The organism is Ruegeria sp. HKCCA6837 (assembly GCF_013034475.1).
Taxonomy (GTDB): domain Bacteria; phylum Pseudomonadota; class Alphaproteobacteria; order Rhodobacterales; family Rhodobacteraceae; genus Ruegeria.
Map to the genome: position 1 here is coordinate 696,538 of NZ_WQGD01000001.1, position 24,065 is coordinate 720,602.

Annotated in this window: 28 protein-coding genes and 1 tRNA gene; 15 read left to right on the top strand and 14 right to left on the bottom strand. The window is 58.2% G+C overall.

All coding sequences use genetic code 11. The features are described 5' to 3' along the window. Positions 1-42 precede the first annotated feature (42 nt). A complete protein-coding gene (locus GOV91_RS03430; protein ID WP_171234432.1) occupies positions 43-933 on the top strand; it encodes a fatty acid desaturase in 891 nt (296 codons plus the stop codon). Positions 934-1,000: 67 nt separating this feature from the next. Here the strand turns inward: GOV91_RS03430 and GOV91_RS03435 are convergent, their stop codons facing one another. From GOV91_RS03435 to GOV91_RS03445, 3 genes are all read right to left on the bottom strand, one after another. Then, entirely contained in the window at positions 1,001-1,462 is a 462-nt protein-coding gene (locus GOV91_RS03435; protein ID WP_171179809.1) for a hypothetical protein, read from the bottom strand. Between the two features lie 10 nt (positions 1,463-1,472). Next, on the bottom strand, positions 1,473-1,763 hold the full coding sequence (locus GOV91_RS03440) for a hypothetical protein (protein ID WP_171179807.1): 291 nt from the start codon (positions 1,761-1,763) through the stop codon (positions 1,473-1,475). 78 nt (positions 1,764-1,841) lie between these two features. Further along, positions 1,842-2,963 (bottom strand): anhydro-N-acetylmuramic acid kinase, encoded by a 1,122-nt coding sequence (locus tag GOV91_RS03445; RefSeq protein ID WP_348540094.1) that lies wholly within the window; start codon positions 2,961-2,963, stop codon positions 1,842-1,844. Positions 2,964-3,206: 243 nt separating this feature from the next. On the opposite strand from GOV91_RS03445, the gene tyrS reads away from it, so the two are divergent. Then, positions 3,207-4,460 carry a tyrosine--tRNA ligase gene (gene tyrS / locus GOV91_RS03450; RefSeq protein WP_171234434.1) on the top strand — a complete coding sequence of 418 codons (1,254 nt, stop codon included), beginning with the start codon at positions 3,207-3,209 and terminating at the stop codon, positions 4,458-4,460. 85 nt (positions 4,461-4,545) lie between these two features. Here tyrS and GOV91_RS03455 read toward each other — a convergent pair whose 3' ends face one another. Then, complete coding sequence (locus GOV91_RS03455; RefSeq protein WP_171233997.1) at positions 4,546-5,316, bottom strand: hypothetical protein; 771 nt, start codon at positions 5,314-5,316, stop codon at positions 4,546-4,548. 201 nt (positions 5,317-5,517) lie between these two features. Here GOV91_RS03455 and GOV91_RS03460 point away from each other — a divergent pair, with 201 nt between their 5' ends. Both GOV91_RS03460 and GOV91_RS03465 read left to right on the top strand, forming a co-directional pair. Next, positions 5,518-6,273, top strand: a complete 756-nt coding sequence (locus GOV91_RS03460) for a 3-hydroxyacyl-CoA dehydrogenase (protein ID WP_171234435.1) — start codon at positions 5,518-5,520, stop codon at positions 6,271-6,273. Between the two features lie 27 nt (positions 6,274-6,300). Then, positions 6,301-6,831: a sugar O-acetyltransferase gene (locus GOV91_RS03465; protein WP_254440584.1), complete on the top strand. Its 531-nt coding sequence runs from the start codon at positions 6,301-6,303 to the stop codon at positions 6,829-6,831. Here the strand turns inward: GOV91_RS03465 and GOV91_RS03470 are convergent. The 3 genes from GOV91_RS03470 to GOV91_RS03480 all read right to left on the bottom strand — a co-directional run bounded on the left by GOV91_RS03470 (position 6,828) and on the right by GOV91_RS03480 (position 10,018). Next, the gene (locus GOV91_RS03470; RefSeq protein WP_254440585.1) at positions 6,828-8,636 is read right to left on the bottom strand and encodes an ABC-F family ATP-binding cassette domain-containing protein; all 1,809 of its coding nucleotides are present in this window, start codon (positions 8,634-8,636) and stop codon (positions 6,828-6,830) included. The genes GOV91_RS03465 and GOV91_RS03470 overlap by 4 nt on opposite strands. Before the next feature lie 67 nt (positions 8,637-8,703). Then, positions 8,704-9,444: a GNAT family N-acyltransferase gene (locus tag GOV91_RS03475; protein WP_171234437.1), complete on the bottom strand. Its 741-nt coding sequence runs from the start codon at positions 9,442-9,444 to the stop codon at positions 8,704-8,706. Between the two features lie 100 nt (positions 9,445-9,544). After that, a complete protein-coding gene (locus GOV91_RS03480) occupies positions 9,545-10,018 on the bottom strand; it encodes an outer membrane protein assembly factor BamE (protein ID WP_171179795.1) in 474 nt (157 codons plus the stop codon). Positions 10,019-10,103: 85 nt separating this feature from the next. On the opposite strand from GOV91_RS03480, the gene GOV91_RS03485 reads away from it, so the two are divergent. From GOV91_RS03485 to GOV91_RS03520, 8 genes are all read left to right on the top strand, one after another. Beyond that, positions 10,104-10,640: a DUF177 domain-containing protein gene (locus tag GOV91_RS03485; protein ID WP_171234438.1), complete on the top strand. Its 537-nt coding sequence runs from the start codon at positions 10,104-10,106 to the stop codon at positions 10,638-10,640. A gap of 205 nt (positions 10,641-10,845) precedes the next feature. Then, a complete protein-coding gene (rpmF, locus tag GOV91_RS03490; RefSeq protein ID WP_008756996.1) occupies positions 10,846-11,052 on the top strand; it encodes a 50S ribosomal protein L32 in 207 nt (68 codons plus the stop codon). 24 nt (positions 11,053-11,076) lie between these two features. After that, a complete protein-coding gene (gene plsX / locus GOV91_RS03495) occupies positions 11,077-12,165 on the top strand; it encodes a phosphate acyltransferase PlsX (RefSeq protein ID WP_171234439.1) in 1,089 nt (362 codons plus the stop codon). Between the two features lie 21 nt (positions 12,166-12,186). Beyond that, entirely contained in the window at positions 12,187-13,158 is a 972-nt protein-coding gene (locus tag GOV91_RS03500; RefSeq protein ID WP_171090537.1) for a beta-ketoacyl-ACP synthase III, read from the top strand. 96 nt (positions 13,159-13,254) lie between these two features. Next, positions 13,255-13,557 carry an integration host factor subunit alpha gene (gene ihfA / locus GOV91_RS03505; RefSeq protein WP_152458234.1) on the top strand — a complete coding sequence of 101 codons (303 nt, stop codon included), beginning with the start codon at positions 13,255-13,257 and terminating at the stop codon, positions 13,555-13,557. An 18-nt stretch (positions 13,558-13,575) separates the two neighbouring features. Further along, entirely contained in the window at positions 13,576-14,181 is a 606-nt protein-coding gene (locus GOV91_RS03510) for a MerR family transcriptional regulator (RefSeq protein WP_171234440.1), read from the top strand. Positions 14,182-14,242: 61 nt separating this feature from the next. After that, positions 14,243-14,319 (top strand) — tRNA-Pro (locus tag GOV91_RS03515). A 61-nt stretch (positions 14,320-14,380) separates the two neighbouring features. After that, the gene (locus GOV91_RS03520) at positions 14,381-15,460 is read left to right on the top strand and encodes a 2'-deoxycytidine 5'-triphosphate deaminase (protein ID WP_171234441.1); all 1,080 of its coding nucleotides are present in this window, start codon (positions 14,381-14,383) and stop codon (positions 15,458-15,460) included. A gap of 3 nt (positions 15,461-15,463) precedes the next feature. On the opposite strand, the gene GOV91_RS03525 is transcribed toward GOV91_RS03520, so the two are convergent. The 6 genes from GOV91_RS03525 to argS form a co-directional block, all read right to left on the bottom strand. Then, positions 15,464-15,679, bottom strand: coding sequence for a hypothetical protein (locus tag GOV91_RS03525; RefSeq protein WP_171234442.1), 216 nt, complete (start codon positions 15,677-15,679; stop codon positions 15,464-15,466). A gap of 65 nt (positions 15,680-15,744) precedes the next feature. Beyond that, complete coding sequence (gene scpB / locus GOV91_RS03530; protein ID WP_171234443.1) at positions 15,745-16,395, bottom strand: SMC-Scp complex subunit ScpB; 651 nt, start codon at positions 16,393-16,395, stop codon at positions 15,745-15,747. Continuing rightward, a complete protein-coding gene (locus tag GOV91_RS03535; RefSeq protein ID WP_171179786.1) occupies positions 16,388-17,182 on the bottom strand; it encodes a ScpA family protein in 795 nt (264 codons plus the stop codon). Before GOV91_RS03535 ends, scpB begins: the two co-directional genes overlap by 8 nt. After that, positions 17,172-18,179 carry a beta-N-acetylhexosaminidase gene (nagZ, locus tag GOV91_RS03540; protein ID WP_171234444.1) on the bottom strand — a complete coding sequence of 336 codons (1,008 nt, stop codon included), beginning with the start codon at positions 18,177-18,179 and terminating at the stop codon, positions 17,172-17,174. The genes GOV91_RS03535 and nagZ overlap by 11 nt, the downstream gene beginning before the upstream one ends. Beyond that, positions 18,176-19,231: an SPOR domain-containing protein gene (locus GOV91_RS03545; protein ID WP_171234445.1), complete on the bottom strand. Its 1,056-nt coding sequence runs from the start codon at positions 19,229-19,231 to the stop codon at positions 18,176-18,178. Before GOV91_RS03545 ends, nagZ begins: the two co-directional genes overlap by 4 nt. Positions 19,232-19,319: 88 nt before the next feature. Continuing rightward, a complete protein-coding gene (gene argS / locus GOV91_RS03550) occupies positions 19,320-21,065 on the bottom strand; it encodes an arginine--tRNA ligase (protein ID WP_171234446.1) in 1,746 nt (581 codons plus the stop codon). 53 nt (positions 21,066-21,118) lie between these two features. Here argS and GOV91_RS03555 point away from each other — a divergent pair, with 53 nt between their 5' ends. Beyond that, the gene (locus GOV91_RS03555; RefSeq protein WP_174836450.1) at positions 21,119-21,463 is read left to right on the top strand and encodes a hypothetical protein; all 345 of its coding nucleotides are present in this window, start codon (positions 21,119-21,121) and stop codon (positions 21,461-21,463) included. Here GOV91_RS03555 and GOV91_RS03560 read toward each other — a convergent pair whose 3' ends face one another. Beyond that, positions 21,464-22,603, bottom strand: a complete 1,140-nt coding sequence (locus tag GOV91_RS03560; RefSeq protein ID WP_171234448.1) for a deoxyguanosinetriphosphate triphosphohydrolase — start codon at positions 22,601-22,603, stop codon at positions 21,464-21,466. A 76-nt stretch (positions 22,604-22,679) separates the two neighbouring features. On the opposite strand from GOV91_RS03560, the gene GOV91_RS03565 reads away from it, so the two are divergent. Continuing rightward, entirely contained in the window at positions 22,680-23,003 is a 324-nt protein-coding gene (locus GOV91_RS03565) for an iron-sulfur cluster assembly accessory protein (RefSeq protein WP_171179775.1), read from the top strand. 280 nt (positions 23,004-23,283) lie between these two features. Next, positions 23,284-24,063, top strand: a complete 780-nt coding sequence (gene xth, locus GOV91_RS03570) for an exodeoxyribonuclease III (protein ID WP_171179773.1) — start codon at positions 23,284-23,286, stop codon at positions 24,061-24,063. The last annotated feature ends 2 nt before the right edge of the window (positions 24,064-24,065 follow it).

The following is a 24,065-nucleotide window of genomic DNA, read 5'->3' on the forward strand; positions in this document are numbered from 1 at the left end:
TTCAGGGTTGACCTGTGACATACCGGGCGCAACCATGCGATCATGGACCACAAAACTCTGATTGCTTCTCTGCCCACCGAGACCAAAGACCGCCTGCAACGCCGCTCGAACACTGCGGGCCTTCGGCATCTGTTGATCTATTCAGTCTTGCTTGCAGCCACCAGCACCGGGATTGTCTTGCAAGTTCCGTTCTGGCAGGTGCTGATCCTGCCGCAAGGCATTCTGTTGGTGTTTCTCTTTACACTCAGCCACGAATGCACCCATAAGACCCCTTTTAGAACAGGATGGCTAAACGATGCGGTCGGACATCTGGTCTCGGTCCCAATTGCCCTGCCCTTTACATGGTTCCGATACTTCCATCTGGCCCACCACAAATGGACCAACGACCCCAAACGCGACCCGGAGCTGGACGGAAAACCGCGCCCCGATAACTGGTCTGACCTGCTGATCTACCTGAGCGGTTGGACCTATTGGAGCGGCATGGCTAAGGTGCTGGTTCAAAACGCACGCGGCCACCTGGATGCGCCTTACCTTCCGAAACGCCAACAAAACGCAATGAAGGCCGAAGCCCGCATTCTGCTTGGTCTCTATACGTTAACGCTCATCAGTCTGACTTACAGTACGATACTGTTCTGGGTCTGGCTTCTTCCGGTGCTGGTCGCTCAACCCGTTTTACGCCTTTACCTGCTGGCCGAGCATGGCCTCTGCCCGCCAGTGGCAAACATGCTCGAGAACTCCCGCACGACCTTCACCAACCGAGCCTTGCGGTTTCTGGCCTGGAACATGCCATACCATGCCGAGCATCATTCCTTCCCCAATGTGCCATTCCATCACCTGCCCGCGCTGCACCACTGGATGCGCGCGCATCTGAAATCCACGTCCAACGGCTATGCGGAGTTCACCAAAGACTACACCCGCACGCTCAGCTCATAAGATCCGCTCTTCATCTGGCCCCAAATACCTCGGGGGAGGCGCGCTTGCGCGACGGGGGCAGCGCCCCCTATTCGTTGCTTCGGCTTTTGATCAACATGCTGATCAGAGGCACCAAAACCGTCGTCGCCGACCCCAATGGATTCGAGCCGATGCTTTTGACCGCCTGCACGACTTCGCGCGCTTCAGTCGCCACCTCCTCCAACTCATCCTCAATGTCTGCGATTGCCATGTCACGTACCTCAACCGCCGGCGCGACTTCATCCTCAACGCTGCTGCGGCGTGCAATCAGAACCAACAGCCCCGCAAAACCAAGATTGCCAAGCGCCAATACCGCAGAAGCTGAAGCTGGCGACATTGTACTTTGCAGGGCAAAGAACAGCGCTAGGTTCAAAAGCACGAGGGCCAACAGCGCAGCAATACCCGCAATTCCAAATAATATCGTCTGCTGCTGCACCACGGCCAAGCGACGGCGTGCAATCAGGCGTTCTGTCCGATAGATCGTTACCAGATTTCTGCTTAATCTGCTCATGGCTTACCTCCTAACCCTGCGCGCGCCCGACGACATACCCCAGCGAGAACGCAATCAGTAACGCTGTGATCGGATATTCTTTTTGCAAGCGGCCAAATTCCTCGACCACATCCTCGCCCAAAGCCTGTGCTTGACTCAGGTCGATCCCATGCTCTTCCAGAAGCTTTCGAATTTCATCCGATGATTTGGTATGCTCATCTCGCTCCTTGGGGGCCGGGTCTTGGTTGACCCGCACTTCCAACGTTGCGTTGCGCTTCCGTAATTTCTCTAATTCAGCTTCAAGCTCTGCCTTGGTCGCCATAATGCCTTGCCCTTGATCCGTGGGTCCGGGGCAACCGTCGCACAACAAGTTGTTATTTTGAACTGTTTTCGGCTGATGCTAGCCAACAGCGTCCATCGAAACCGAACTTACAACCCCACCCCCAACCAGCGCCTGTACGCCGGTTGTGCCGGGGCACGACGTCGGCAGGCCGCGCGCCACACGCACCGCCAGATAGGCAAAGGCCTGCGCCTCGAGCATATCACCATCCAGTCCCACTGCCTCGACCGGCTCGACCGGACAATCCAGCGACACGCGCAACATCTCCATCAAAACCGGATTGTGGCGCCCACCTCCAGTGACCAGCACGCAGGACGGAGGTTTCGGACAATGCTCCATCCCCTGCACGACACCTGCGGCACACATCCCGGTCAGGGTCGCCACGGCGTCCGCATCGTTCAATTCCTTCACCAGACCGATCATTTCCGCGAAATCATTCCGGTCCAAAGACTTGGGTGGCATTCGAGCAAAGTATGGCTCAGCCAGAAACAGCTCCAACGCGCCCATTTCGACGGTTCCATCCCGCGCAAGCGCCCCGTCCCGATCCATGGGCAGCCCCAGTCGGGCTTGCATCAGATCGTCCACAGGCGCGTTTGCAGGCCCGGTGTCAAAGGCGAGCAAAGCGCCCGGCGCTTCGGGGCCGTCAAAGGACGGATCAACATAGGTCAGATTGCCGACCCCACCCAGGTTCAGAAAACACAGGGGTCGGTCCGCGCCGAACCACTTGGCGCAGGCAAAATGAAAGAACGGCGCTAGCGGAGCCCCCTCGCCCCCCATCGCCACATCATCGCTGCGGAAATCCCAAACCACCGGACGCCCCAGCGCCTGCGCCAGCCCCAGACCGTCACCCACCTGCAAGGTTCCACGCCCGCGCGGCTCATGCGCAACGGTCTGGCCGTGAAAACCGATAAGATCGACCTCTTCGAATTCAGACAGTGCCTCGGCATGGGCAAAAGTGACCATCTCAGCCGCTGCATCGACATCGGGCCCATGCCACTGACCCAGCGCTGCCCGCAGCACGTCTCGCTCTGCGTCTGAATAAGCGCGATAGCTACTTTGTCCAAACCCCATAATCTGGTGGCCGTCAGTTTCGACCATCGCGGCATCCACCCCGTCCATCGAGGTGCCCGACATCGCGCCCAGTGCCCGGATCACCCCGTGTTTGCTGATGGTCTGGCTCACGCCTGCCTCCTGAACTGGCTGTCTTCTTCGCCGCATCCGAGTCCTTGAGTACACCTCTGGGTTGCAGCCCGGTCAAACTGCCTTTTGTTTGCACAAAAACGCAAGCGTTCTCATGTAGCGGTTCATATTTTTCGCTAACCGCGTGGCCGGATCGACACCCACCCTCAATTAAAAAACGTGGCTTTTCCTCATCGGCGCTGCCGCCTATACAGTGCCCCGCAACATTAACCCAAAGGGCACGATATGACCTACCACCCCAAATCGGATTTCATCGCCACGATGATCGAGCGCGGCTTTCTCGCCGATTGCACCGATTATCAGGGCCTTGACGACGCGCTGATCAGTGGGTGTAAACCGGCCTATATCGGCTTTGATGCAACGGCCAAGTCGTTGCATGTGGGCAGCCTAATCCAGATCATGATGCTACGCTGGTTCCAGAAAACCGGCCACCAGCCGATCACACTGATGGGCGGTGGGACGACCAAGGTGGGCGATCCGTCGTTCCGCGCGGATGAACGCCCCCTTCTGGGCCCCGAACAGATCGACGAGAACATCTCGGGCATCAAGAAGGTGTTCGCCGCATATATCGACTATGACACGGACGCCGAGAACAAGGCGCTTATGCTGAACAATGCCGAGTGGCTGGGTGATCTGAACTACCTCGATTTTCTGCGCGATATCGGGCGCCATTTCTCGGTCAACCGGATGCTGTCGTTTGAATCTGTGAAGTCGCGGCTGGATCGTGAGCAGTCGCTGAGCTTCCTCGAGTTTAACTACATGATCCTGCAGGCCTATGACTTCCTGGAACTGAACCGCCGTTACGGCTGTGTTCTGCAAATGGGCGGCAGCGACCAGTGGGGCAACATCGTCAACGGGATCGACCTGACCCGCCGTGTTCTGGATCACGAGATCTATGGCCTGACCTCGCCTCTGCTGACCACCAGTGACGGCAAGAAAATGGGTAAGTCTCAGGACGGTGCGGTCTGGCTGAACGCCGAGATGCGCTCGCCCTATGAGTTCTGGCAGTTCTGGCGCAACACAACCGACGCGGATGTGGGCCGGTTTCTGAAGCTCTACACTGAATTGCCGGTGGATGAGTGCGATCGTCTGGGCGCGCTTGCCGGGTCCGAGATCAATGAAGCCAAGATCCGTCTGGCCAATGAGGTCACAACCCTGCTGCATGGCGCGCAGGCTGCGGCCAATGCCGAAGCCACCGCGCGTGAAGTGTTCGAAAAAGGCGGCGTAGGTGGAGATCTGCCGACACTGACCCTCAGCGCTGATGAGTTGGGTGACGGTATTTCCATCGTGCAGATCATAGTCAAATCGGGTTTGGCAAAATCCGGCAAAGAGGCCAAGCGCCTGATCGCCGAGAACGGGGCCAAGCTGGATGATGCGCCGCTGACCGATGCGGGAATGATGATCGACGCAGGCGCGCTGTCATCGCCCATCAAGCTGAGCGCAGGCAAAAAACGCCATGCGCTGGTTCAGCTCGGTTGATGGCTCGCCCGCTTCTATACACCTAAGACACAACGGAAACGGCCACCTGACGGTGGCCGTTTCTTTTTGAAGAACCTGGCGGAGCTTAACGGAGACCCCTTCCGCCATTGCCGTTTCCGCCACCGCCGTTTTGGGCACCGTTGCCCTGGCCATTGTTGCCGCCACCGTTGCCAGTGCCAGGCCCAGAGCCCCCGGTGTTCCCCCCGCCATTACCGGGGTTCCCGTTGTTGCCGTTTCCGTTACCAGGGCCGCCGTTTCCACCGCCGCCGTTGCCGCCATTTCCACCGCCGCCGTTGCCGCCGTTTCCACCGCCGCCGTTGCCGCCGTCTCCACCGCCGCCGTTGCCACCGTTTCCACCGCCGCCGTTGCCACCGTTTCCACCGCCGCCGTTGCCTCCGTCTCCACCGCCGCCGTTGCCACCGTCTCCACCGCCGCCGTTGCCTCCATCTCCACCGCCGCCGTTACCGCCGTTTCCACCGCCCGGCGATCCTGGATTTGCAGCATCCGCAAACGCCTCACCAAGCGGTTCAGACCCTCGGCTTTCACCACGATTATTGCTTAACCCCGACAGGCTTGCCGTCGGCAAATCCGTCAAAAGCGAGGCAAGCCCCGGACATTGCGCCCCGACAACTTGCAGCGTTGTTTCAATATCCGACCGTCTCTGAAGCCTCTCCAGAAAACTCGGCGTCACCTGAACGCAGTCACACAACCCCGCGTAATCCCCGGCATTGGCCAGGCTTCGGGCCGTTTTTCCAGTACAGACTTCCGGTGCAGCAGATGCACTGCCAATCATCACCAATCCCAAAACAGGCGCGACAAAAACCGCACCCAGCGCTTGTTTCTTACTCGTAACCATATCGGCACCTCCTGGCGACAAAACACATGACGGTCCAAATCTCTTCGCTCACGAAAAGGCGCTTTTTCGTGAGGACCGGATTAATTTGTCTTCAGGAACGGAAGCGCAGCCCGGATGGACAGCGTCTTCATCAAAGGTATGGACACCGCACCCGCGAACCAGTTATTGAACAAGTGTTCATATCTCTGGGAGGAGTTCACCATGCACCTGTCCACCACAGCAGCACTTGTCACCGGCGGCGCTTCCGGCCTCGGCGAAGCCACGGCCCGCCATTTTGCCTCTGAGGGTGCGCAGGTCACGATCTTGGACCGCGACGCAGAGCGCGGCACACAGGTTGCCGCCGAGATCGGCGGGCATTTCGCGCAGACGGATGTGACCGATGAGGATTCGGTGGCCGCTGCTGTAGGTCTTGGCATGGCCAAGATGGGCAAGATCACCGCAGCCGTGAATTGCGCTGGCATCGCATATGGCATTAAGACGGTTGGCAAGGAAGGCCCCCACCCTCTGGACGCCTTCCAGCGCACAATCGACATCAATCTGGTGGGTACGTTCAACGTCTCACGTCTGGCCGCTGCCGAGATGGCAAAGAATGACCCCGAACCAGACGGCGCGCGGGGCGTGATCATCAACACGGCCTCTATCGCGGCATATGACGGCCAAAAGGGTCAGGCGGCCTATGCAGCATCCAAAGGCGGCGTCGTCGGCATGACCCTGCCGATGGCCCGCGATCTGGCCTCGACCGGCATTCGGGTCATGACCATCGCGCCGGGCATCTTCATGACCCCGATGCTGGCGGGGCTGCCCGAAGAAGTACAGCAGCAACTCGCCGCCGACGTCCCGAACCCGGCCCGTTTAGGGGACCCGAAAGAATACGGACGGCTGGCCGCATTCATTGTCGAGATGGGTTACCTGAACGGTGAGGTGATCCGCATCGACGGAGCCCTACGCATGCGCTAAATCTGTCGCATGTCGGAACGTGAAAAAATGCAGTCCGGACAGTGGTATTGCTGTCTGGACCCAGAACTGGACGAACTTCGTGCACGGGCAAGAGGTGCGGTTCACGCGCACAACACCAGCCCACCCGACGCACGCGGCGCGATGGCACCCGAGCTGCGTGCCTTGCTAGGTCAAGTAGGTGAAGACTGTTTCCTCGAAGCCCCGTTTCATTGCGCCTATGGGATGAACATCCATCTGAGCAAACGGGTTTATTTCAACGCCGGTTGCGTCGTTCTGGACAGCGCCCTGGTGCGGGTCGGAGACGACACGATGTTTGGCCCCAATGTCCAGATCTATTGCGCCCAACATGCCAAAGACCCGGCTGAGCGGGCCCAAGGACTGGAAATCGGCTTACCAGTCACAATTGGCAAGCATGTTTGGGTGGGCGGAGGCGCAATTCTGTTGCCCGGTCTCTCTATCGGCAACAATGCCACGATTGGCGCAGGCAGCGTCGTTACCAAGGACGTTGCCGCCGGAGAGACCGTAGTGGGAAACCCAGCAAAAAGCCTGAACCGCTAAGCGCTTTCAGACTTTTCTTCGAGCATTAGCCACTCTTCCTCGGCCGCCGACAGCTTTTCCTGCCGTTCAACCAGCGCCTCGGTGGCCTTCTGGAACTTGACAGGCTCACGGGTGAACAGCTCGGGGTCAGACATCAGTTCTTCCAGCTTGGCGATCTCGGCCTCAAGACGCGCAATCTCGTCAGGCAATTTGTCCAACCGGTGCTTTTCCGAGAAAGACAAACCCGACTTCGGCTTAGCCTCTTGCTTGACCTTTGGCTTTGAGGCCTTTGCTTTCTCTTCTTTTTTTCCGACCACATCACCCCGTTGCGCGATGTAATCCGACCACCCACCGGCATAAACCGTGGCACGACCATTGCCCTCCATCGCAATGGTCGTCGTGGCCACCCGATCCAGAAAATCCCGGTCATGGCTGACCAAAAGAACCGTGCCGTCGTAATCGTCCAGAAGCTCCTGCAACAAGTCCAGCGTTTCGACATCCAGATCGTTGGTCGGTTCGTCCAGCACCAGAAGGTTCGAGGATTTCGCCATCAGCTTCGCCAGCAACAGCCGCGCTTTTTCACCACCAGACAAAGACTTAACGGCCGCTCTTGCCTGCCGTTCGTCAAACAGGAATTCCTTGAGGTAGCCGACGACATGCTTGGGCTGTCCGCCCACCATCACCTGATCGGCCTTACCCGACACCCGCATTTCGGGGTCGCCGGTCAGGCTGTCCCAAAGGGACATCTCGGGATCCAGTTGAACACGCGTCTGATCAAACACTGCAATTTCAAGATTCGTGCCCAGCGACACCGTACCTTCGTCCGGCTGGAGCTGCCCCAACAACATCTTCAGCAGCGTGGTCTTACCCACCCCGTTTGGCCCAACAAAGGCCACGCGATCACCGCGCTGCACCAGCAGATCAAAACTCCGAACGATCTGCTTGTCGTCAAACCCTTTGAACAGCCCTTTGGCCTCGATCACTTTACGACCCGATTTCGGCCCGGCCTCCAGCGTCATGGCAGCAGAACCCTGACGCTTGATCTGCGCAGCCTTTTCGGCGCGCAGAGCCTGCAGTGCCCTAACCCGGCCTTGATTGCGCTTGCGTCGGGCGCTGATGCCCTCAACCGCCCATTTGGCTTCAGACTTGATCAACCGGTTAAGCTTGTGACGCTGCTGATCCTCTTCTTCCCACACCTTGTCCCGCCAGACCTCAAAAGCGTCAAAGCCCTGCTCTTGCCGCCGCACCGCGCCGCGATCGATCCAAAGCGTTGCCCGCGTCAACGCCCGTAAAAAGGCCCGGTCGTGCGAGATCAGCACAAAGGCGGCGCGTGTTGCGCCAAGCTCGCGCTCAAGCCAAGCAATGGCTTCAATATCCAAATGGTTGGTCGGTTCATCCAACAACATCAGATCCGGCGCTTCAGCCATCAACTTGGCCAAGGCCGCCCGCCGCCGTTCACCACCCGATGCCGTCTCAACAGGGCGAGACGGGTCAAATTTCAACCCTTCGCCAGCGCGCTCAACCTTGTACAATTCGCCCAGTTCCAAACCGCTGGACGCATAATCCCCCAGCGTCGCAAACCCTTCCATGGTTGGGTCTTGCTCCATATACCCCACGGATTTTCCCGGCGGCACAACGATCTCACCTTGATCGGCTTCGACCAGACCCGCCATCACTTTCATCAGAGTCGACTTCCCAGACCCGTTTCGCCCCACCAAGGCAACGCGGTCGCCGGGCTGGACTACCAAATCAAGGTCGGAAAACACCGGATCGCCCCCGAAGGTCAGGGAAATGCCGGACATCTGCAACAAAGGAATTCTCGCCATGCCCGCCAGCTAAACCGGCTAGGCAGGCGCGTCAACGCCCCTGCTTCTTCTCGTCAAAAATACGGAATCATTCGACCACCGCCCTCAGCAAACGTTTCCGCGCCGGGGGAATCGCCCCAATCTCCAGCCCGGTGAACACATGCAGCGTGTTCATGTGCCGATCTACAACCGCGTGATCACTGACCCAGCCGCCCATCAACAGGTAAGTTCGCAACAAGGGCGGCATCCGTAACATGGCCCGTTTCACATCCGGTCTGCGCCGCAGACGCGCAGCAAAGCGAAACACATCCGGAGCCTTCACCCGCGGCAACCAGCGTTTAGGAGCCAGATGGCGGTCTTTTAGCATGGCAAAAGCATCCAGATAGTGCTCGGTCTCGGTTCCTGCAAAAGAGGAACAACCAAACAGCATCTCAACACCATTTTGGTCCACATATGCCGTCATCGCCCCCCAAGCGACTCGCAGGATATCTGCGTCGTTACAATAGGGGTGGACGCAAAACCTGCCCATCTCGACCATACGACCGGAGAAACCAGCCAGCGCAGAGAGATCATAGAATTGTGCCGAATAGCTGCGCCCGATCTCGCGCCCGTGATCGATGATCAGCATCCTAAAACAGCACACCAACCGCTCTTCATCGCGCATGTCCTCGACCAAGACGTGGCAACACCGCCCGTCGAATGCGTCGCTGTCTAATTGTTGCGTGCCAAACGCAAATGTACGCAACGCCTGCGCGGCGTTGATATCCACAGCCGATTGCGCCAATCGGGCGCGATAGCGCCCTTTGCTCAACAGTACCGCTGTCGCCACGGTCGCATCCTCCACGGTTGCTGACCCATTGTTGTCGTCGTGACCTCGCTAACACAAGACATGTGACTGTCTTGTGACCCGCACACTGCAGAAGACAAAATTAGTTGGCGCCCGGAATATTGGCCGGGTTGAAGTTGCCGATATTGCCAAGCAGCTGTCGCAGGAAGCCTTTGTCCTGAACGTTGGAATCGGTCACACGGCGCTCCAATGGAATAACCAGGCCGTCTTCAAGGCCAAAGCGCTCGATATTGCTGACGACGCCACGCTGGTCAAAGCTGATGGCGACCAACTCGCGTGATACAACCTCGGGCCGTTTCGGGCCGTAGTGGCGCACCCGCGAGCGGACATAGTAAAAGCCTGAATCCCTCACCACACCCGAAGCGCCCGGAGCGCCGATGGCTTCTTCCACGGTGTCGCGCGTATCGACACCAACTTTGATTTCGGCCAGATCCTCGGCCGGCGGCACGTAACCGTGATTCTTGAAGATTGGCGTACAGGCCCCGATCGCGGCCAGACAGGCAACAAACACAAGCGATTTCGTCGCTGGTTTCAACCGGTTCATTACCTTCAACATGCGCACCCTCTTGCCTTGGCCTTCTGCGGCTTCTATCCGATTACAGAAACCGCTGCCACGGTTCAACACATAGAAAGGCTCACAAATGAGCAACCTTACATCACTTCGGGTGGCCGATCTGCCTCAGAACGCTCCAACTCCGTTCGATCTGCGCCCTTCTGCCGCTTCGTTAGACGAGATTCGGCAAGATCTGGGATTGCTGGGTTTGCGCAAGCTCAGCTTTGTCGGAGAGATCCGAGCGCAGGGCAAGCGCGACTGGGTTCTCAACGGCAAGCTTGGGGCCACTGTCATCCAGCCCTGCGTCGTGACCCTCGACCCTGTCACAACCCGTATTGATGTCCCGGTTCATCGCACCTTTCTGGCCGATTGGACCGATCCTGATGAACCCGAGTTCGAGATCCCTGAAGATGACGAATCCGAACCGCTGGGTCCCGAGATTGATCCGGCACTGGTCATGGTCGAAGCGCTGTCGCTGGCTCTGCCGCAATATCCGCGCAAGGATGGAGCGGAACTAGGCCAGGTCGGCTATACAGAGCCGGGCAAACAGCCAATGACCGACGAAGACGTCAAGCCGTTTGCCGGATTGGCAGGATTGCGCGATGCACTTAAAAAAGACGAGTGACATCAAACTGATTTCCTGTCATAGCAGGCGGTCAGAAAAATCGCTTGAACATGTGGAGAATCGCAGTATTTTCGCGCGCTCATCGGATTTTGGGTTGGACATTGCGAGGCGGGTCGCCTAAACGCGCGTCAAACCACGATAAACGAAATATGAAACCCCGGTCGGCGGCGAATCTGCTGACCCTCAGTAGACAAAGGTTGAGACCATGGCCGTCCAACAGAACAAAGTTTCCAAGTCGCGTCGCAACAACCGCCGCGCACACGACGCTCTGGTTGCTGCAAACCCGAACGAATGCCCGAACTGCGGCGAGCTGAAGCGCCCCCACCACGTTTGCGCATCTTGCGGCCACTATGACGACCGTGAAGTCGTCGCTCAGGCCGACGAAATCGACCTGGACGAAGACGCAGCCTAAGCCTGATTGAGCGCAGGCCAAGGCATGACTGAACAGCCCACGCACGCCGGACGGATCACCATTTCGGTCGACGCTATGGGTGGGGACGAGGGTCCCGCAGTTGTTGTTGCTGGCTTGGCGAAATCGGCCGATAAGAACCCGGATATTGGGTTTTTGCTGCACGGCCCGGAACAGGTACTGCGAAAGCTGGTCGCCAAACGGCGTGTCCTTGAAGGACGCGTCGTTTTTCGTGATTGTCCAGACGTCGTCACGATGGCGGATAAGCCCAGCCAGGTTGTACGCAACGGCAAGCAGACCTCGATGTGGTCCACCCTTGAGGCCGTGCGCCGGGGTGAGGCACATGGGGCGGTTTCCTGTGGCAACACCGGAGCGCTGATGGCGCTGTCGATGATGCGCTTGCGCAAATTGCCGGGTGTGAACCGCCCGGCAATTGCGATTCTGTGGCCTTCGCGCAACCCTCAGGGATTCAACGTGATGCTCGACGTGGGCGCAGACGTCCGCGCCGACGCCAAGGATTTGCTGCAATACGCCCTGATGGGCGCTTCTTACGCGCGCAATGGCATGGCGCTGACCCGGCCCCGGATCGGGTTGCTGAATGTCGGCACCGAAGAGCACAAGGGTCGCGCCGAGTTGAAAGAAGCGCATGCGATGATCACTGAATTCGCAGAGCAGGCAAATTTCGATTTTGTGGGCTTTGTCGAAGGCAGCGACATCCCCGGTGACAAGGCAGATGTCATTGTCACGGATGGGTTTACAGGCAATGTTGCAATCAAGACCGGCGAAGGCACAGCCAGCTTGATCGGCGACCTGCTGCGTCAGGCTTTTAAGTATTCTCCGCTGTCACGGCTGGCGTCTATCCTGGCCATCACATCGCTGAACCGCCTTAAAAAACGCATCGATCCACGACGCGTGAATGGCGGTGTTTTTCTGGGACTGAACGGCACCGTGGTGAAATCTCATGGTGGCGCAGATGCGACCGGTGTGTCGGCCGCAATCAAGCTGGCCTTTACGTTGGCGCAATCGGGCTTTTCCGAAAAATTGGCCGCGCGGGTTGCATCCACAGCCCAGCTTGCACAAGATGCCGCGCAAGCTGCGCCGCAGACCGAAAAATAATCAAAAAGGCAGTACCCCAACATGGCAGGCCGTTCAGTTGTAGTAGGTGTCGGGCATTATTTGCCGGAACGCATTGTTCCCAATTCCGAGTTTGAGAAAACGCTGGACACAACCGACGAGTGGATCCGAACGCGATCGGGCATTGAACGCCGCCATTTCGCAGCCGAGGGTGAAACGACCTCGGATCTGGCGACAAAAGCTGCCGAGGCGGCTTTGGCAGATGCCGATTTGAGTGCGGATGACATTGACGCCATCGTCGTAGCGACATCGACAGCTGATCTGACCTTCCCGTCTGCGGCAACCATGGTTCAGGCCCGGCTTGGCATGACCAAGGGGTTTGCCTTTGACGTACAAGCCGTTTGCGCGGGATTCGTTTTTGCACTTTCCAACGCGAATGCGCTGATTGTTTCGGGTCAGGCCAAACGCGTGCTGGTTATCGGCGCCGAGACGTTCTCTCGGATCATGGACTGGACGGATCGCTCCACCTGCGTCCTGTTCGGCGACGGAGCCGGGGCGTTGGTGTTGGAAGCTCAGGAAGGCAACGGCACTTCGGAAGATCGCGGCATTCTGGCAACCGATCTGAACTCGGACGGTCGCTACAAGGATCTGCTGTATGTCGATGGCGGAGTATCAACGCAATCCACAGGGCATTTGCGTATGCAAGGCAACCAAGTGTTCCGACATGCTGTTGAAAAACTTACAAAAACTGCTGAAACTGCGCTCGAACGCGCGGGTCTGGGCAACTCGGACGTAGACTGGATCGTGCCGCATCAGGCCAATATCCGCATCATTCAGGGCACCGCCAAGAAAATGGGCTTGCCTATGGAGAACGTCGTGGTGACGGTTCAGGATCATGGCAACACCTCGGCCGCATCGATTCCGCTGGCACTTTCGGTGGGCAAACAGCGTGGGCAGATCAAGCCTGGCGACCTGATCGTGACCGAAGCTATTGGCGGCGGCTTGGCATGGGGCGCGGTTGTTCTGCGCTGGTAACCGGCGCAAACCAGCTTACACAGCCGCCCGCAATTCATTGATATTGACAGCGAATTTGCCATACCCATATGCTTTGATATCAACAGGGGAAATGGCATGGGCGATAAAACACTGACTCGAATGGATCTGAGCGAAGCCGTCTTTCGCGAGGTTGGGCTTTCACGAAACGAAAGCGCACAGCTGGTTGAGAGCGTTCTGAACCACATGTCGGACGCGCTGGTGCGCGGTGAGCAGGTCAAGATTTCATCCTTCGGCACGTTCAGTGTACGCGACAAGACCGCCCGTGTTGGTCGCAATCCTAAAACCGGTGAAGAAGTTCCAATTCAGCCGCGCCGCGTGCTGACTTTCCGCCCGTCGCATCTGATGAAGGATCGCGTCGCTGCCGGGAATCGCAAGTAACCCCGAGGTCGCGCGGATATGAGCAAGTCTCCCGACGCGTTTCGCACGATCAGCGAAGTTGCGGATTGGCTTGGTGTTCAGGCCCATGTTCTGCGTTTCTGGGAAAGCCGGTTCACGCAGGTGAAGCCGGTCAAACGGGCGGGTGGACGCCGGTATTATCGCCCCAATGACATGCGGCTTCTTGGCGGGATCAAAAAGCTTCTCCACGAAGACGGAATCACCATCAAAGGTGTTCAGCGTATTCTGCGCGAGCAAGGCGTGGCGCATGTTGCGTCGCTTTCGCAATCCTTGGACGACCCGTCCCCGGCCCCATCCTCGCCCGTTGAAGACACCGTGGTGCCTTTCGAACCGAAACCTGCACCAGTTACCGAACAGATTCATATGGATTTGGGCGAAACAACTGCGCCCAAGGTAAAAGAAGATGCTCAGATCGACGCGGCACCAGCTGCCAACCAGCAGCCGGTTGCAGAGCCCCAGCTTGACGCCTCTCCGATCTTGGGGGGAATCACCTCGTTGGCGTGGAACCGGGAAGAGTTTGACGACGACCTGTTGCGCCGAATCGCCCCGATTGCAAAAGACCTGCGCCACTGGCTGGATCGTGTCGAGACACAGGCGACGGGTTAGGAAAAAAGGCAGTGTTTTCCTCTTGCCCCTGCCGGGAAAATCTTTATGAACACCCCAACGTCGGGCTATGGCGCAGCCTGGTAGCGCGTCCGTCTGGGGGACGGAAGGTCGCAGGTTCGAGTCCTGCTAGCCCGACCAAATCACACCGACGTTTATGGCACAAAGGCCAGATCCCGCTCTGGCACCAGAGGGGATCGAGATGACAGGTGTTTGCCCAAACCAACAGATTGAGGCGATGATCGCGCGCGGCGAGATCACGGCCAGCCCGGACGTTCTGCCTGCTCAGATTCAACCAGCAAGCCTTGATTTACGTCTGGGAACAGTCGCTTACCGCGTCCGCGCTTCGTTTCTTGCAGGCGAAGGGCGAACCGTCGCAGATCGTTTGACCGAGTTCGAGATGCACCGCATCGATATCACGGACGGGGCCGTTCTGGAAAAAGGCTGCGTCTATCTAGTACCGCTAATGGAATCAATCGCCCTGCCCGACGATATGAGCGCCGTGGCAAATGCCAAAAGCTCGACCGGGCGGCTGGACCTTCTGACCCGGACTATCACCGATGGCGGCACCGAGTTTGACCGGGTACCTGCTGGATACGCAGGCCCACTCTATGCTGAAATCTGTCCGCGCTCGTTCTCGGTGCTGGTGCGTCCGGGCATGCGTCTGAATCAGATTCGCTTCCGTCAGGGTCAAGCCGTGCTCTCGGACGCTGAATTGAAAGCCTTACATGCTGAATCGCCACTGGTCGACGGCCCTGCTGTTATTCAGGACGGACTGGGTTTCTCAGTGGATCTGCAGCTTCCCGAGACCGATCTGGTTGGCTACCGCGCCAAGCCTCACACCGGGGTCATCGATCTGGATCGTATCGGCGAATACGACCCGCAGGATTATTGGGAAGAAGTGCGCACCAAGGATGGTTGTATTATCCTTGATCCTGGTGCGTTCTATATTCTTGTCAGCCGTGAAGCAGTACATATCCCGCCAATGTACGCCGCTGAAATGGCACCTTATCTGGCGATGGTTGGCGAATTCCGGGTGCACTATGCCGGGTTCTTTGACCCCGGCTTTGGCCATGCCGCCGCCGGCGGGGCCGGATCGCGCGGCGTCTTGGAAGTGCGCTGCCACGAGGCCCCCTTCGTTCTGGAACACGGCCAAGTTGTCGGACGTCTGGTCTATGAAAAAATGGCCGACATGCCGACGCAATTGTACGGCGCGGGCATTGAATCAAACTATCAGGGCCAGGGCCTGAAACTGTCCAAGCACTTCAAAGTTGTTGGCTGAATCCTAGAACTTCATGAACCGGCGCATTTGCCGGGTCACGCGCTGCGCCTGCCGAAGGTTCTGCGCATGACGAGGTGCGCTGGCGTGACCGGACCCGTTCGACGTACCCGAATTGCCGCCCTTGCGGCTAGCCATATCAATACCCTTGTCGATGCCCTTGTTAACCAGACGGCGCATGACCTGTCGCACGATCATATCAATGATCCGATTTGCATTCATTGCTCAACACCCTGTCCCCAAAACAAAGATAAGCGTTTTATGCGGCAACAAAAGGGCCCTGGCGATCACTCTTCTTCGAAGAGCTCCGTCTGATCTTCGTCCGCTTCGTCTTCGCGACCTTCGCCCAGCGGAATAGCTCCAGGCGGAGGACGGTTCTCCAGCAACCCAGCCGCCCGCAGTTCTTTCAGCCCTGGCAGGTCCCGCGCGTTCTCTAATCCGAAGTGATCCAGAAATGCGGGCGTTACGACAAACGTAACCGGACGTCCCGGTGTCATGCGACGGCGGCCCAGCTTGATCCACTCCATTTCCAAGAGCTGATCAATGGTTCCGCGTGAAACCGAAACGCCCCGGATTTCTTCGATCTCGGCCCTCGTGCAAGGCTGATGATAAGCGACGATGGCCAGAGTTTCGATCGCTGCGCGGCTCAGCTTGCGGGTCTCGACCGTTTCCTTCTGCATCAAAAAACCCAGATCCGGGGCAGTCCGAATGGCCCAGGCATCGCCCACACGCACCACGCGCACGCCACGCCCTTCATAGCGTTTCTGAAGCAATTCAACCGCTTGCGCCGCATCGCTTCCGTGGGGCATCCGGGCCTCCAGATCCGCAATTGTCACCGGCTCAGAACTGGCAAACAGAACAGCCTCGACCATGCGTTCCTGTTCCGCCAGCGGAGGAGCTTCGAACAGAGTACCGGTCTCTTCAGGGGCGTCAGTCACGTGTCTCGGTCCTCTTTCGCAGATGGATCGGAGCGAATGTCTCGCTCTGTTTCATCTCCATATGTCCTTCTTTCACCAGCTCTAACGAGGCCGCAAAAGTTGCCGCCGTTGCGGACCTGCGGCGCACCGGGTCGGCGTCCCAGCCCTCCGGCAGGTACGTCTCCATGTCGGTCCACGCTCCGGCAAAGCCAATCAACGGTCGCATCCGTTCCAGCGCTTGTTCCATCGTGAAGACCGAGTCGCGATCCATCACAAAGGGGCGGAATTCGTCGCGGGTGCGGATACGGGCGTAACCCTGCATCAAATCCAGCAGCGTGGCGGAATAGGTTACAGTGCGGATACGGGTGATATCTTCGCCCTGCCCGCGCTTGAAGAAATCGCGGCCCAACTGATCGCGTGCCATCAACCGCGCAGCCGCATCGCGCATGGCCTGAAGGCGTTCCAGCTGAAACGCCAGATGCGCAGCCAGTTCCTCGCCCGATGGACCTTCGTCATCGGGGTCCGGAGGTAACAGCAACCGGGATTTGAGAAAGGCCAGCCACGCGGCCATCACCAGATAGTCGGCGGCCAGTTCGATCCGCAGCGCACGGGCCTTTTCTACAAAAGCCAGGTACTGCTGCGCCAGCGCCAGAACCGAGATTTTCCGCAAGTCCACTTTCTGCGTACGCGACAAGGTCAGCAGAACGTCCAGTGGTCCTTCGAACCCGTCGACATCAACAATCAGCGCTTCGGCCGCAAGACGATCCGCGACCGAGACAGGGTCTTCGCTAAAGAGGTTATCGTTCATATACCTGCCCGCCCATTAGGGCAGATAGTTCCGCCTCGGCGGCGGGGATGTCAAGTTCCTGAGGAGGTTTGCGCATCGCCAGCGCCCGTTCTGCGCGGGCTTGTGCCTGATCGGTCATCTCTCCGGCACTTTCCATCACTGCGGCACGATCTGCAAAACTGCCATTGCAGTGCAGAACAACGTCACAGCCTGCCTGAATGGCCTGACGTGACACGTCCGACGGTGTACCGCTCAGCGCTTTCATCCCGATATCGTCGGTCATGATCAGCCCTTCAAAGCCGATCTTGTCGCGGATCACACGCATCATGGTGGCTGAAATCGTGGCTGGTTGGGGATCGATTTGATCGTAGACCAGATGTGCGGTCATCCCCATCGGCAAATCGTTCAGTGCACGAAACGGCGCGAAATCACTGCTGTCCAATTCGTCCAATGACAGATCGACATGAGGTAAGTCGTAGTGGCTGTCCAGCGTGGAACGGCCATGTCCTGGCATGTGTTTGATTACAGGCAAAACGCCCCCGTGCAAATGCCCCTTTGCTACGGCCCTGCCAATTTTGGAAATCTGTTCAGGATCAGAAGCGTAACAGCGATTCTTGAGAAAAGCGTGCGTATCAGACCGTGCCACATCGACCATGGGGGCGCAGTTGCTGTCGATCCCAAGACTGAACAATTCATCCGCGATTAGGCGATAGCGCAGATACATGGCTCGCTCGGCCTGATCGCCTGCACGGGTCACATGATCCAAGGGTGGCAGCCATTCGCGGGCCAAGGGCGCGCGCAAGCGCTGCACGCGCCCGCCTTCCTGATCAATAGTGATGGGGCAATTGCGCCCGACCGCCTCGCGGAAATCATCGCACAAGGCGCGGACTTGATCGGCGCTTTCGATGTTGCGGGCAAACAGTATGAACCCGAAGGGGTTCATTTGGCGAAACAGGTCCCTTTCTTCCTGCGTCAGACGCAGCCCTTCGGCATCGGTGATCGTGGCGCCAAACTTCACCGGACGGCGACCGGGATACAGTCTGCCCCTTGTGCGACCAGCGCGGCACAGAACTGGCGCGAGTCGCTCAGGTCTTCAAATCCCAAAACACGCAGGCGGTAAAAGGTTCGACCGCCGCTTGAGGTTTTCTGGATAACTCGTTGTTTGTCAGCCATATATTCCCCGAATCGACCACTTAGGCGATCCCATTCGGCCTGCGCCACCTGCGAGCTGTCATAGGCGCCAAGCTGCGCCAGTCGGGTGCCCTTGGCCAACGTGTCGGGGTCAACATCCAACCCAACCGCAGCCTTGACGGCGGCGTTGATGGCGCCCTCAGACGCCTCGCTGGGCGAGATTTGACTGCGCGCAGGGCGTTTAACCGGACGCAAAGACCTGCGAACCCCTGGCAATTCAGCAAGAGCCGGATCCGGCAAAGCCGCTGCAAAATCAACAGGATCAATTGCCGGCTCTTCCTCGGGCGTGGCCAGTGACGCTACTTGCGTCCCGTCTTCGAATTCCTGCTGGGTCTTGGCCGCCTCACCCGCAAGTTCAGCCACCAACGCGTCCACCGCACTTTGGCGCAGACGCGCGGCTTCCTGGGTCGTGATCGGCTCTTCCACCACATGCAGCGCCGGAGTTGGCTTCAGATCGCTGCCAGGCAAATCTTCATCGGTCAGCGACACGGGGCGCGGTGCAAGGATCAGGCGATCAGCCGGGGCCGCGGCGGTGCCTCTGGCGGCAACTGCATTGACGGCCAGACCCTGGTGATCTGCGGGCGTCCCGCCCGGGTTTTCCGGTTGGACGCGCATTGGACCTTCGGCGGCACGTACCACGGGCACGCCGCTCACATCCCGCATGACCAGTTGATAGCCCCATACTCCTACACCAGCGACCAACGCCAATGAGGCGACGGCCCCAAGAACGTTTACGACCCGGCCCAGCCCATACGTGCCGCGCGGTGCGTCATAATCTTGCATATCGTCGGGGTAATCATACGCATCCTCAGAGTACGCTTGATTCGGGTAATGCATCTGCTCGGGGCTTTGCTGCCCCGAGTAATCGTAACTCGCCATGTCCGCCTCACTGCCCGTTTCGCACCTGAAAATAAGGCGCGCGGGTCATTTCTTGCCTACCTCGTACCGGCGGTTCGGGCGATATTTGTTACCGCATCTCCTGCGCCGGAGTAACGCCAAGAATACCCAAGCCCGCTGAAATCACAACAGAAACGGCACGGGCCAATGCGATTTTCGACTGGCTTGTGGCAACATCGCCATCCTGGATAAAGCGCAACTGGGTTTCGTCATTGCCCTTGTTCCACAGCGCGTGGAAATCCCCTGCAAGTTCATAGAGATAGAAAGCAACGCGGTGCGGTTCATTGGTGCGCGCGGCGATTTCCACCAGACGCGGCCATTCGGCCAGCTTTTTGGCAACGGTCAGTTCCGAGGCATGGTCGTTCTTGCTCAGATCAGCACCGGAGAGGGTCGCGTCATCTGCGGCAATCCCGGCCTCAGCAGCACGGCGCAGAACGCTCATCACACGGGCATGAGCGTATTGCACATAGAACACTGGGTTCTCACGGCTTTGTTCCAACACCTTGTCGAAATCGAAATCCAAGGGCGCATCGTTCTTGCGGGTCAGCATCACGAAACGGGTCACATCCGGCCCAACCTGATCGACCACATCGCGCAAAGTGACAAAGTTCCCGGCGCGCTTGGACATCTTGAACGGTTCGCCGTTCTTCCACAGCTTCACCAACTGCGTCAGCTTGATATCCAGCGGCACCTTTCCATCAGACAGAGCCGACACCGCTGCCTTCATCCGTTTGACATAGCCGCCATGATCGGCCCCGAACACATCGATCAGCGCGTCAAAGCCACGGCTGACCTTGTCATAGTGATAGGCGATGTCGGGCGCGAAATAGGTCCACGACCCATCCGATTTCTTGACCGGGCGGTCCACATCATCGCCGTGCTCGGTCGATTTGAACAGGGTCTGTTCACGCGGCTCCCAATCCTCGGGCTTCTTGCCCTTCGGCGGCTCAAGCACGCCCTCATAGATCAGGCCCTTGTCGGTCAGCGATTGCAGCGCCGCTTCGATCCGGCCTGTGCCATAGAGCGACTTTTCCGAGAAGAACACGTCCATCTCAACGCCCAGCGCCTTCAGGTCAGCACGGATCAGGTCCATCATCGCATCCGTGGCGAAGTTGCGCAGATCTTCCAGCCATTCGCTTTCAGGCTTGTCGATCAGGCTGTCGCCGTATTTCTCTTTCAGCGCCTCACCGATCGGGATCAGGTAATCGCCGGGATACAGGCCTTCAGCGATCTCGGGGCTCAGGCCATTAGCTTCGCGATAGCGCTCATAAGCCGAGCGCGCCAGTACATCCACCTGCGCGCCGCCATCGTTGATGTAGTATTCGCGGGTCACATCATGGCCGGAATAGGCCAGCAAGCTTGCCAAAGCATCTCCGAACACGGCCCCCCGCGTATGTCCCACATGCAGCGGACCGGTCGGGTTGGCCGAGACATACTCGACATTGACCTTTTGTCCCTGCCCCATGGTCGAACGGCCATAGTCGGTGCCCTTCTCCAGCACCGCCGTTAGCACACCTTGCCAGACTGCGGACGCAAGGCGCAGGTTCAGGAAGCCCGGTCCGGCAACCTCGGCGCTGGTGATCCGGTTATCCGCAGCCAGTTTGCCAGCCAGCACATCGGCAATATCGCGCGGCTTCATCTTGGCCGGTTTCGCCAGCACCATCGCCGCATTGGTCGCCATGTCGCCATGCGCTGCATCACGCGGGGGTTCGACAGCCACGTTGTCAAAGCTCAGCCCTTCCGGCAGCGCGCCTTCGGACTGCATCTGTGCCAGCGCGTCCAATACAAGGCCGCGGATCTCGGAAAACAGGTTCATTTCGGATGTCCTTTTGCTTGTCCGGCGGTTTACCACGCAGCACGGCAAGGTCAATGGACGCCTTGGAACAGTTTGAGATCACGATCCCCGACGGCCCACGGGGCAACCAGCGGGACTATGCGTTTTCAGGGCCCTTTCTTTTCGAGGTCATGATCATGGCCGGTGCGGAAGGTAAAACAGCACTTCCCATGGCGTTAGAAGGGTATCAGGCCGAAATCGCTTGGGACAGTATTGACACCGACAAACCAACCATCACCACGCACGCTGTTGGTTCACCTATAGGGATCGGAGGGTATGGCCCCACGATGATCGTATTCCCGCCAACAGACGACGCTGATCAATCGACGAAACAAGCGGGTCAGCAAGTCTGGGGCATCGCTTACATCGCTGTGAAGTGATCAGCCTGTCAGCCGGGCGTGATCCTGCAGAGCAAACCGGTCAGTCATACCCGCAATGTAGTCCGAAACAATACGTGCCAAAGCGGTCTCATCCTTGGCAGCTTCAATGTCATTGTGCCAGCGCGCAGGCATCTGTTTCGGGTCATTCAGATAAATAGGGAACAGGTCTTCTACAATCGTTGCGACTTCGGCCCGTACCTTCATGACACTGGGCGCACGATACATCCGAGTGAACAGAAACGCCCGGATTTCACGAAGCTGCGCCCAAACCCCATTTGAAAACTGTATGACGGGATAGCCAAGATGGCGGATATCCTCGACAGACTGCGCCCCCGAATTTTCAATCAACTCACGGGAGGAGTTGATTACATCAGAAACCATAACGCCAAACACCCGCCGTAGCGCTTCGTGACGCCTGCGATACAGGTCCAGCTTCGGGTACTTTGCGTCTACATCCGCATAACAAGCCCCTACAATGGGAAGATTGCGCAGGTCATCATCTTCAAAAAGCCCTGCGCGCAACCCGTCCAGAAGATCATGATTGTTGTACGCAATATCGTCAGATAGCGCCGCTACCTGCGCCTCTGCACTGGCATGGGTGTGGAGTTCAAGGTCAAAGCCCCGATTGCATTCGGCCAACGCCCAGGGCAAATCACCCACAACCGGGCCGTTATGTTTGGCGATCCCTTCCAGACATTCCCATGTCAGGTTGCAGCCGTCGAACTCAGCGTAATGACGCTCTAACCTGGTCACAATCCGAATGGCCTGTGCATTGTGGTCAAAACCACCATAAGGCTCCATCAAGGCGTGCAAGGCGTCTTCACCAGTATGACCAAATGGCGTGTGGCCGAGGTCATGGGCCAGAGCCACAGCCTCGGTCAGTTCGGGGTTCAGATCCAACGCCCCGGCGATGGTTCGCGCCACCTGAGCCACTTCGATGGAATGGGTCAGACGGGTGCGATAGCTGTCGCCCTCATGCTCAACAAAGACTTGCGTCTTATGTTTGAGCCGCCGAAAGGCACTGGCATGAATGATCCTGTCCCGGTCGCGCTGAAAGCATGACCGGAAACTGCTCTCGTCCTCAGGCACCAGCCGCCCTCTTGCGCGCACCGGATCCGAGGCAAAACTCGCTCTGACCAAAGGTCTAGTCCTTGTCGCCTGTCCTTGGGTTCCATATATTGTAGGGCGCTAAGGAAATAAACCTTTGGAGAGCGGCATGAATCTGCCCCCAACAGTCACTGAACGCGCCTTTGAGCGTCTGGCCGAGATTGGCGCCGCAGACCAGGGTCAGGCCCTGCGTGTTGCAGTGGAAGGCGGCGGTTGCTCGGGCTTTCAATACGAAATCGCGTTGGACACCCCAAGAGAGGATGACCTGATCCTTGAAGGCAAAGGCCAGAAAGTTATCGTTGATGCGATCTCGCTACCTTTCCTTGAGAACGCAGTCATTGATTTCACACAAGAGCTGATCGGCGCGCGTTTTGTGATCGACAATCCAAACGCGACATCCTCCTGCGGATGCGGCACGTCTTTTTCGATGTGAAACCGGTGGGGGCTTTGCCCCCACACCCCCAAGGTATTCCTAGCCAGATGCAGCAGGGATCCGCTCTCTGACCAAACGATCAGAGAGCTTCACACGGCGCGGTCATCGGCGCCTCCGCCTGTACCGCTTCAGCAGCATTGATCGAGTTGGTTAAGAATCCGTTTCTTCATCTGGCTGAAAATACCTCGGAGCGCGAGGCAGAGCCTCGCAAACCTGCCCTCCACCTTGCCGCTGGGTTCATTCTGAGCGATAGGTTGCCAATGGCTTCGGAGGATCGCGCATGAAAATCGCCACATTCAACATCAACGGCATCAAAGCGCGGGCCGAGGCCCTTCCCCGGTGGCTGGATGACGCGCAACCCGACGTCGTTCTTTTGCAGGAAATCAAATCCATCGATGAAAATTTTCCACGCGAGATGTTTGAAGAGCGTGGATACAACGTGGAAACCCATGGGCAAAAGAGCTTCAACGGCGTGGCCATCCTGTCGAAGCTGCCGTTGGAAGATGTCTCGCGCGGTCTGCCGGGGGATGACCATGATGAACAAGCACGCTGGATCGAGGCGACAGTCATCGGCAAAAAAGCTCTGCGAATCTGCGGTCTGTACCTACCAAATGGCAACCCGGTACCTGGCCCGAAATACGACTATAAGCTGGCTTGGATGGAAAGACTGTACCAGCGCGCGCGTGATCTGATGGACAGTGAAGAGCCGGCACTCATGGCGGGCGACTACAATATCATCCCGCAGGCCGAAGATGCCAAACGTCCTGAGGCATGGCGAGAGGACGCGCTGTTCCGGCCCGAAAGCCGCGCAGCATTTCGCAAAGTCATGAATCTTGGATTCACCGAGGCGTTCCGGGCCACGACACAAGGCCCCGGACATTATTCATTCTGGGACTACCAGGCCGGTGCCTGGAACCGGAATGACGGCATTCGGATCGACCATTTCCTGTTGACCCCTCAGGCTGCCGATCTGATGCGCGATTGCCGTATCGACTTTGAAATCCGGGGACATGAAAAACCTTCAGACCACGTGCCGGTTTGGGTTGATCTAGATCTGTAAAC

Bases quoted from the DNA above. Each gene is read 5' to 3' on its own strand.
- GOV91_RS03430 (WP_171234432.1), top strand. From the start codon at position 43: ATGGACCACAAAACTCTGATTGCTTCTCTGCCCACCGAGACCAAAGAC.
- GOV91_RS03435 (WP_171179809.1), bottom strand. From the start codon at position 1,462: ATGAGCAGATTAAGCAGAAATCTGGTAACGATCTATCGGACAGAACGC.
- GOV91_RS03440 (WP_171179807.1), bottom strand. From the start codon at position 1,763: ATGGCGACCAAGGCAGAGCTTGAAGCTGAATTAGAGAAATTACGGAAG.
- tyrS (WP_171234434.1), top strand. From the start codon at position 3,207: ATGACCTACCACCCCAAATCGGATTTCATCGCCACGATGATCGAGCGC.
- GOV91_RS03455 (WP_171233997.1), bottom strand. From the start codon at position 5,316: ATGGTTACGAGTAAGAAACAAGCGCTGGGTGCGGTTTTTGTCGCGCCT.
- GOV91_RS03460 (WP_171234435.1), top strand. From the start codon at position 5,518: ATGCACCTGTCCACCACAGCAGCACTTGTCACCGGCGGCGCTTCCGGC.
- GOV91_RS03465 (WP_254440584.1), top strand. From the start codon at position 6,301: ATGCAGTCCGGACAGTGGTATTGCTGTCTGGACCCAGAACTGGACGAA.
- GOV91_RS03470 (WP_254440585.1), bottom strand. From the start codon at position 8,636: ATGGCGAGAATTCCTTTGTTGCAGATGTCCGGCATTTCCCTGACCTTC.
- GOV91_RS03480 (WP_171179795.1), bottom strand. From the start codon at position 10,018: ATGTTGAAGGTAATGAACCGGTTGAAACCAGCGACGAAATCGCTTGTG.
- GOV91_RS03485 (WP_171234438.1), top strand. From the start codon at position 10,104: ATGAGCAACCTTACATCACTTCGGGTGGCCGATCTGCCTCAGAACGCT.
- rpmF (WP_008756996.1), top strand. From the start codon at position 10,846: ATGGCCGTCCAACAGAACAAAGTTTCCAAGTCGCGTCGCAACAACCGC.
- plsX (WP_171234439.1), top strand. From the start codon at position 11,077: ATGACTGAACAGCCCACGCACGCCGGACGGATCACCATTTCGGTCGAC.
- GOV91_RS03500 (WP_171090537.1), top strand. From the start codon at position 12,187: ATGGCAGGCCGTTCAGTTGTAGTAGGTGTCGGGCATTATTTGCCGGAA.
- ihfA (WP_152458234.1), top strand. From the start codon at position 13,255: ATGGGCGATAAAACACTGACTCGAATGGATCTGAGCGAAGCCGTCTTT.
- GOV91_RS03510 (WP_171234440.1), top strand. From the start codon at position 13,576: ATGAGCAAGTCTCCCGACGCGTTTCGCACGATCAGCGAAGTTGCGGAT.
- GOV91_RS03520 (WP_171234441.1), top strand. From the start codon at position 14,381: ATGACAGGTGTTTGCCCAAACCAACAGATTGAGGCGATGATCGCGCGC.
- GOV91_RS03525 (WP_171234442.1), bottom strand. From the start codon at position 15,679: ATGAATGCAAATCGGATCATTGATATGATCGTGCGACAGGTCATGCGC.
- GOV91_RS03535 (WP_171179786.1), bottom strand. From the start codon at position 17,182: ATGAACGATAACCTCTTTAGCGAAGACCCTGTCTCGGTCGCGGATCGT.
- GOV91_RS03545 (WP_171234445.1), bottom strand. From the start codon at position 19,231: ATGGCGAGTTACGATTACTCGGGGCAGCAAAGCCCCGAGCAGATGCAT.
- argS (WP_171234446.1), bottom strand. From the start codon at position 21,065: ATGAACCTGTTTTCCGAGATCCGCGGCCTTGTATTGGACGCGCTGGCA.
- GOV91_RS03555 (WP_174836450.1), top strand. From the start codon at position 21,119: ATGGACGCCTTGGAACAGTTTGAGATCACGATCCCCGACGGCCCACGG.
- GOV91_RS03565 (WP_171179775.1), top strand. From the start codon at position 22,680: ATGAATCTGCCCCCAACAGTCACTGAACGCGCCTTTGAGCGTCTGGCC.
- xth (WP_171179773.1), top strand. From the start codon at position 23,284: ATGAAAATCGCCACATTCAACATCAACGGCATCAAAGCGCGGGCCGAG.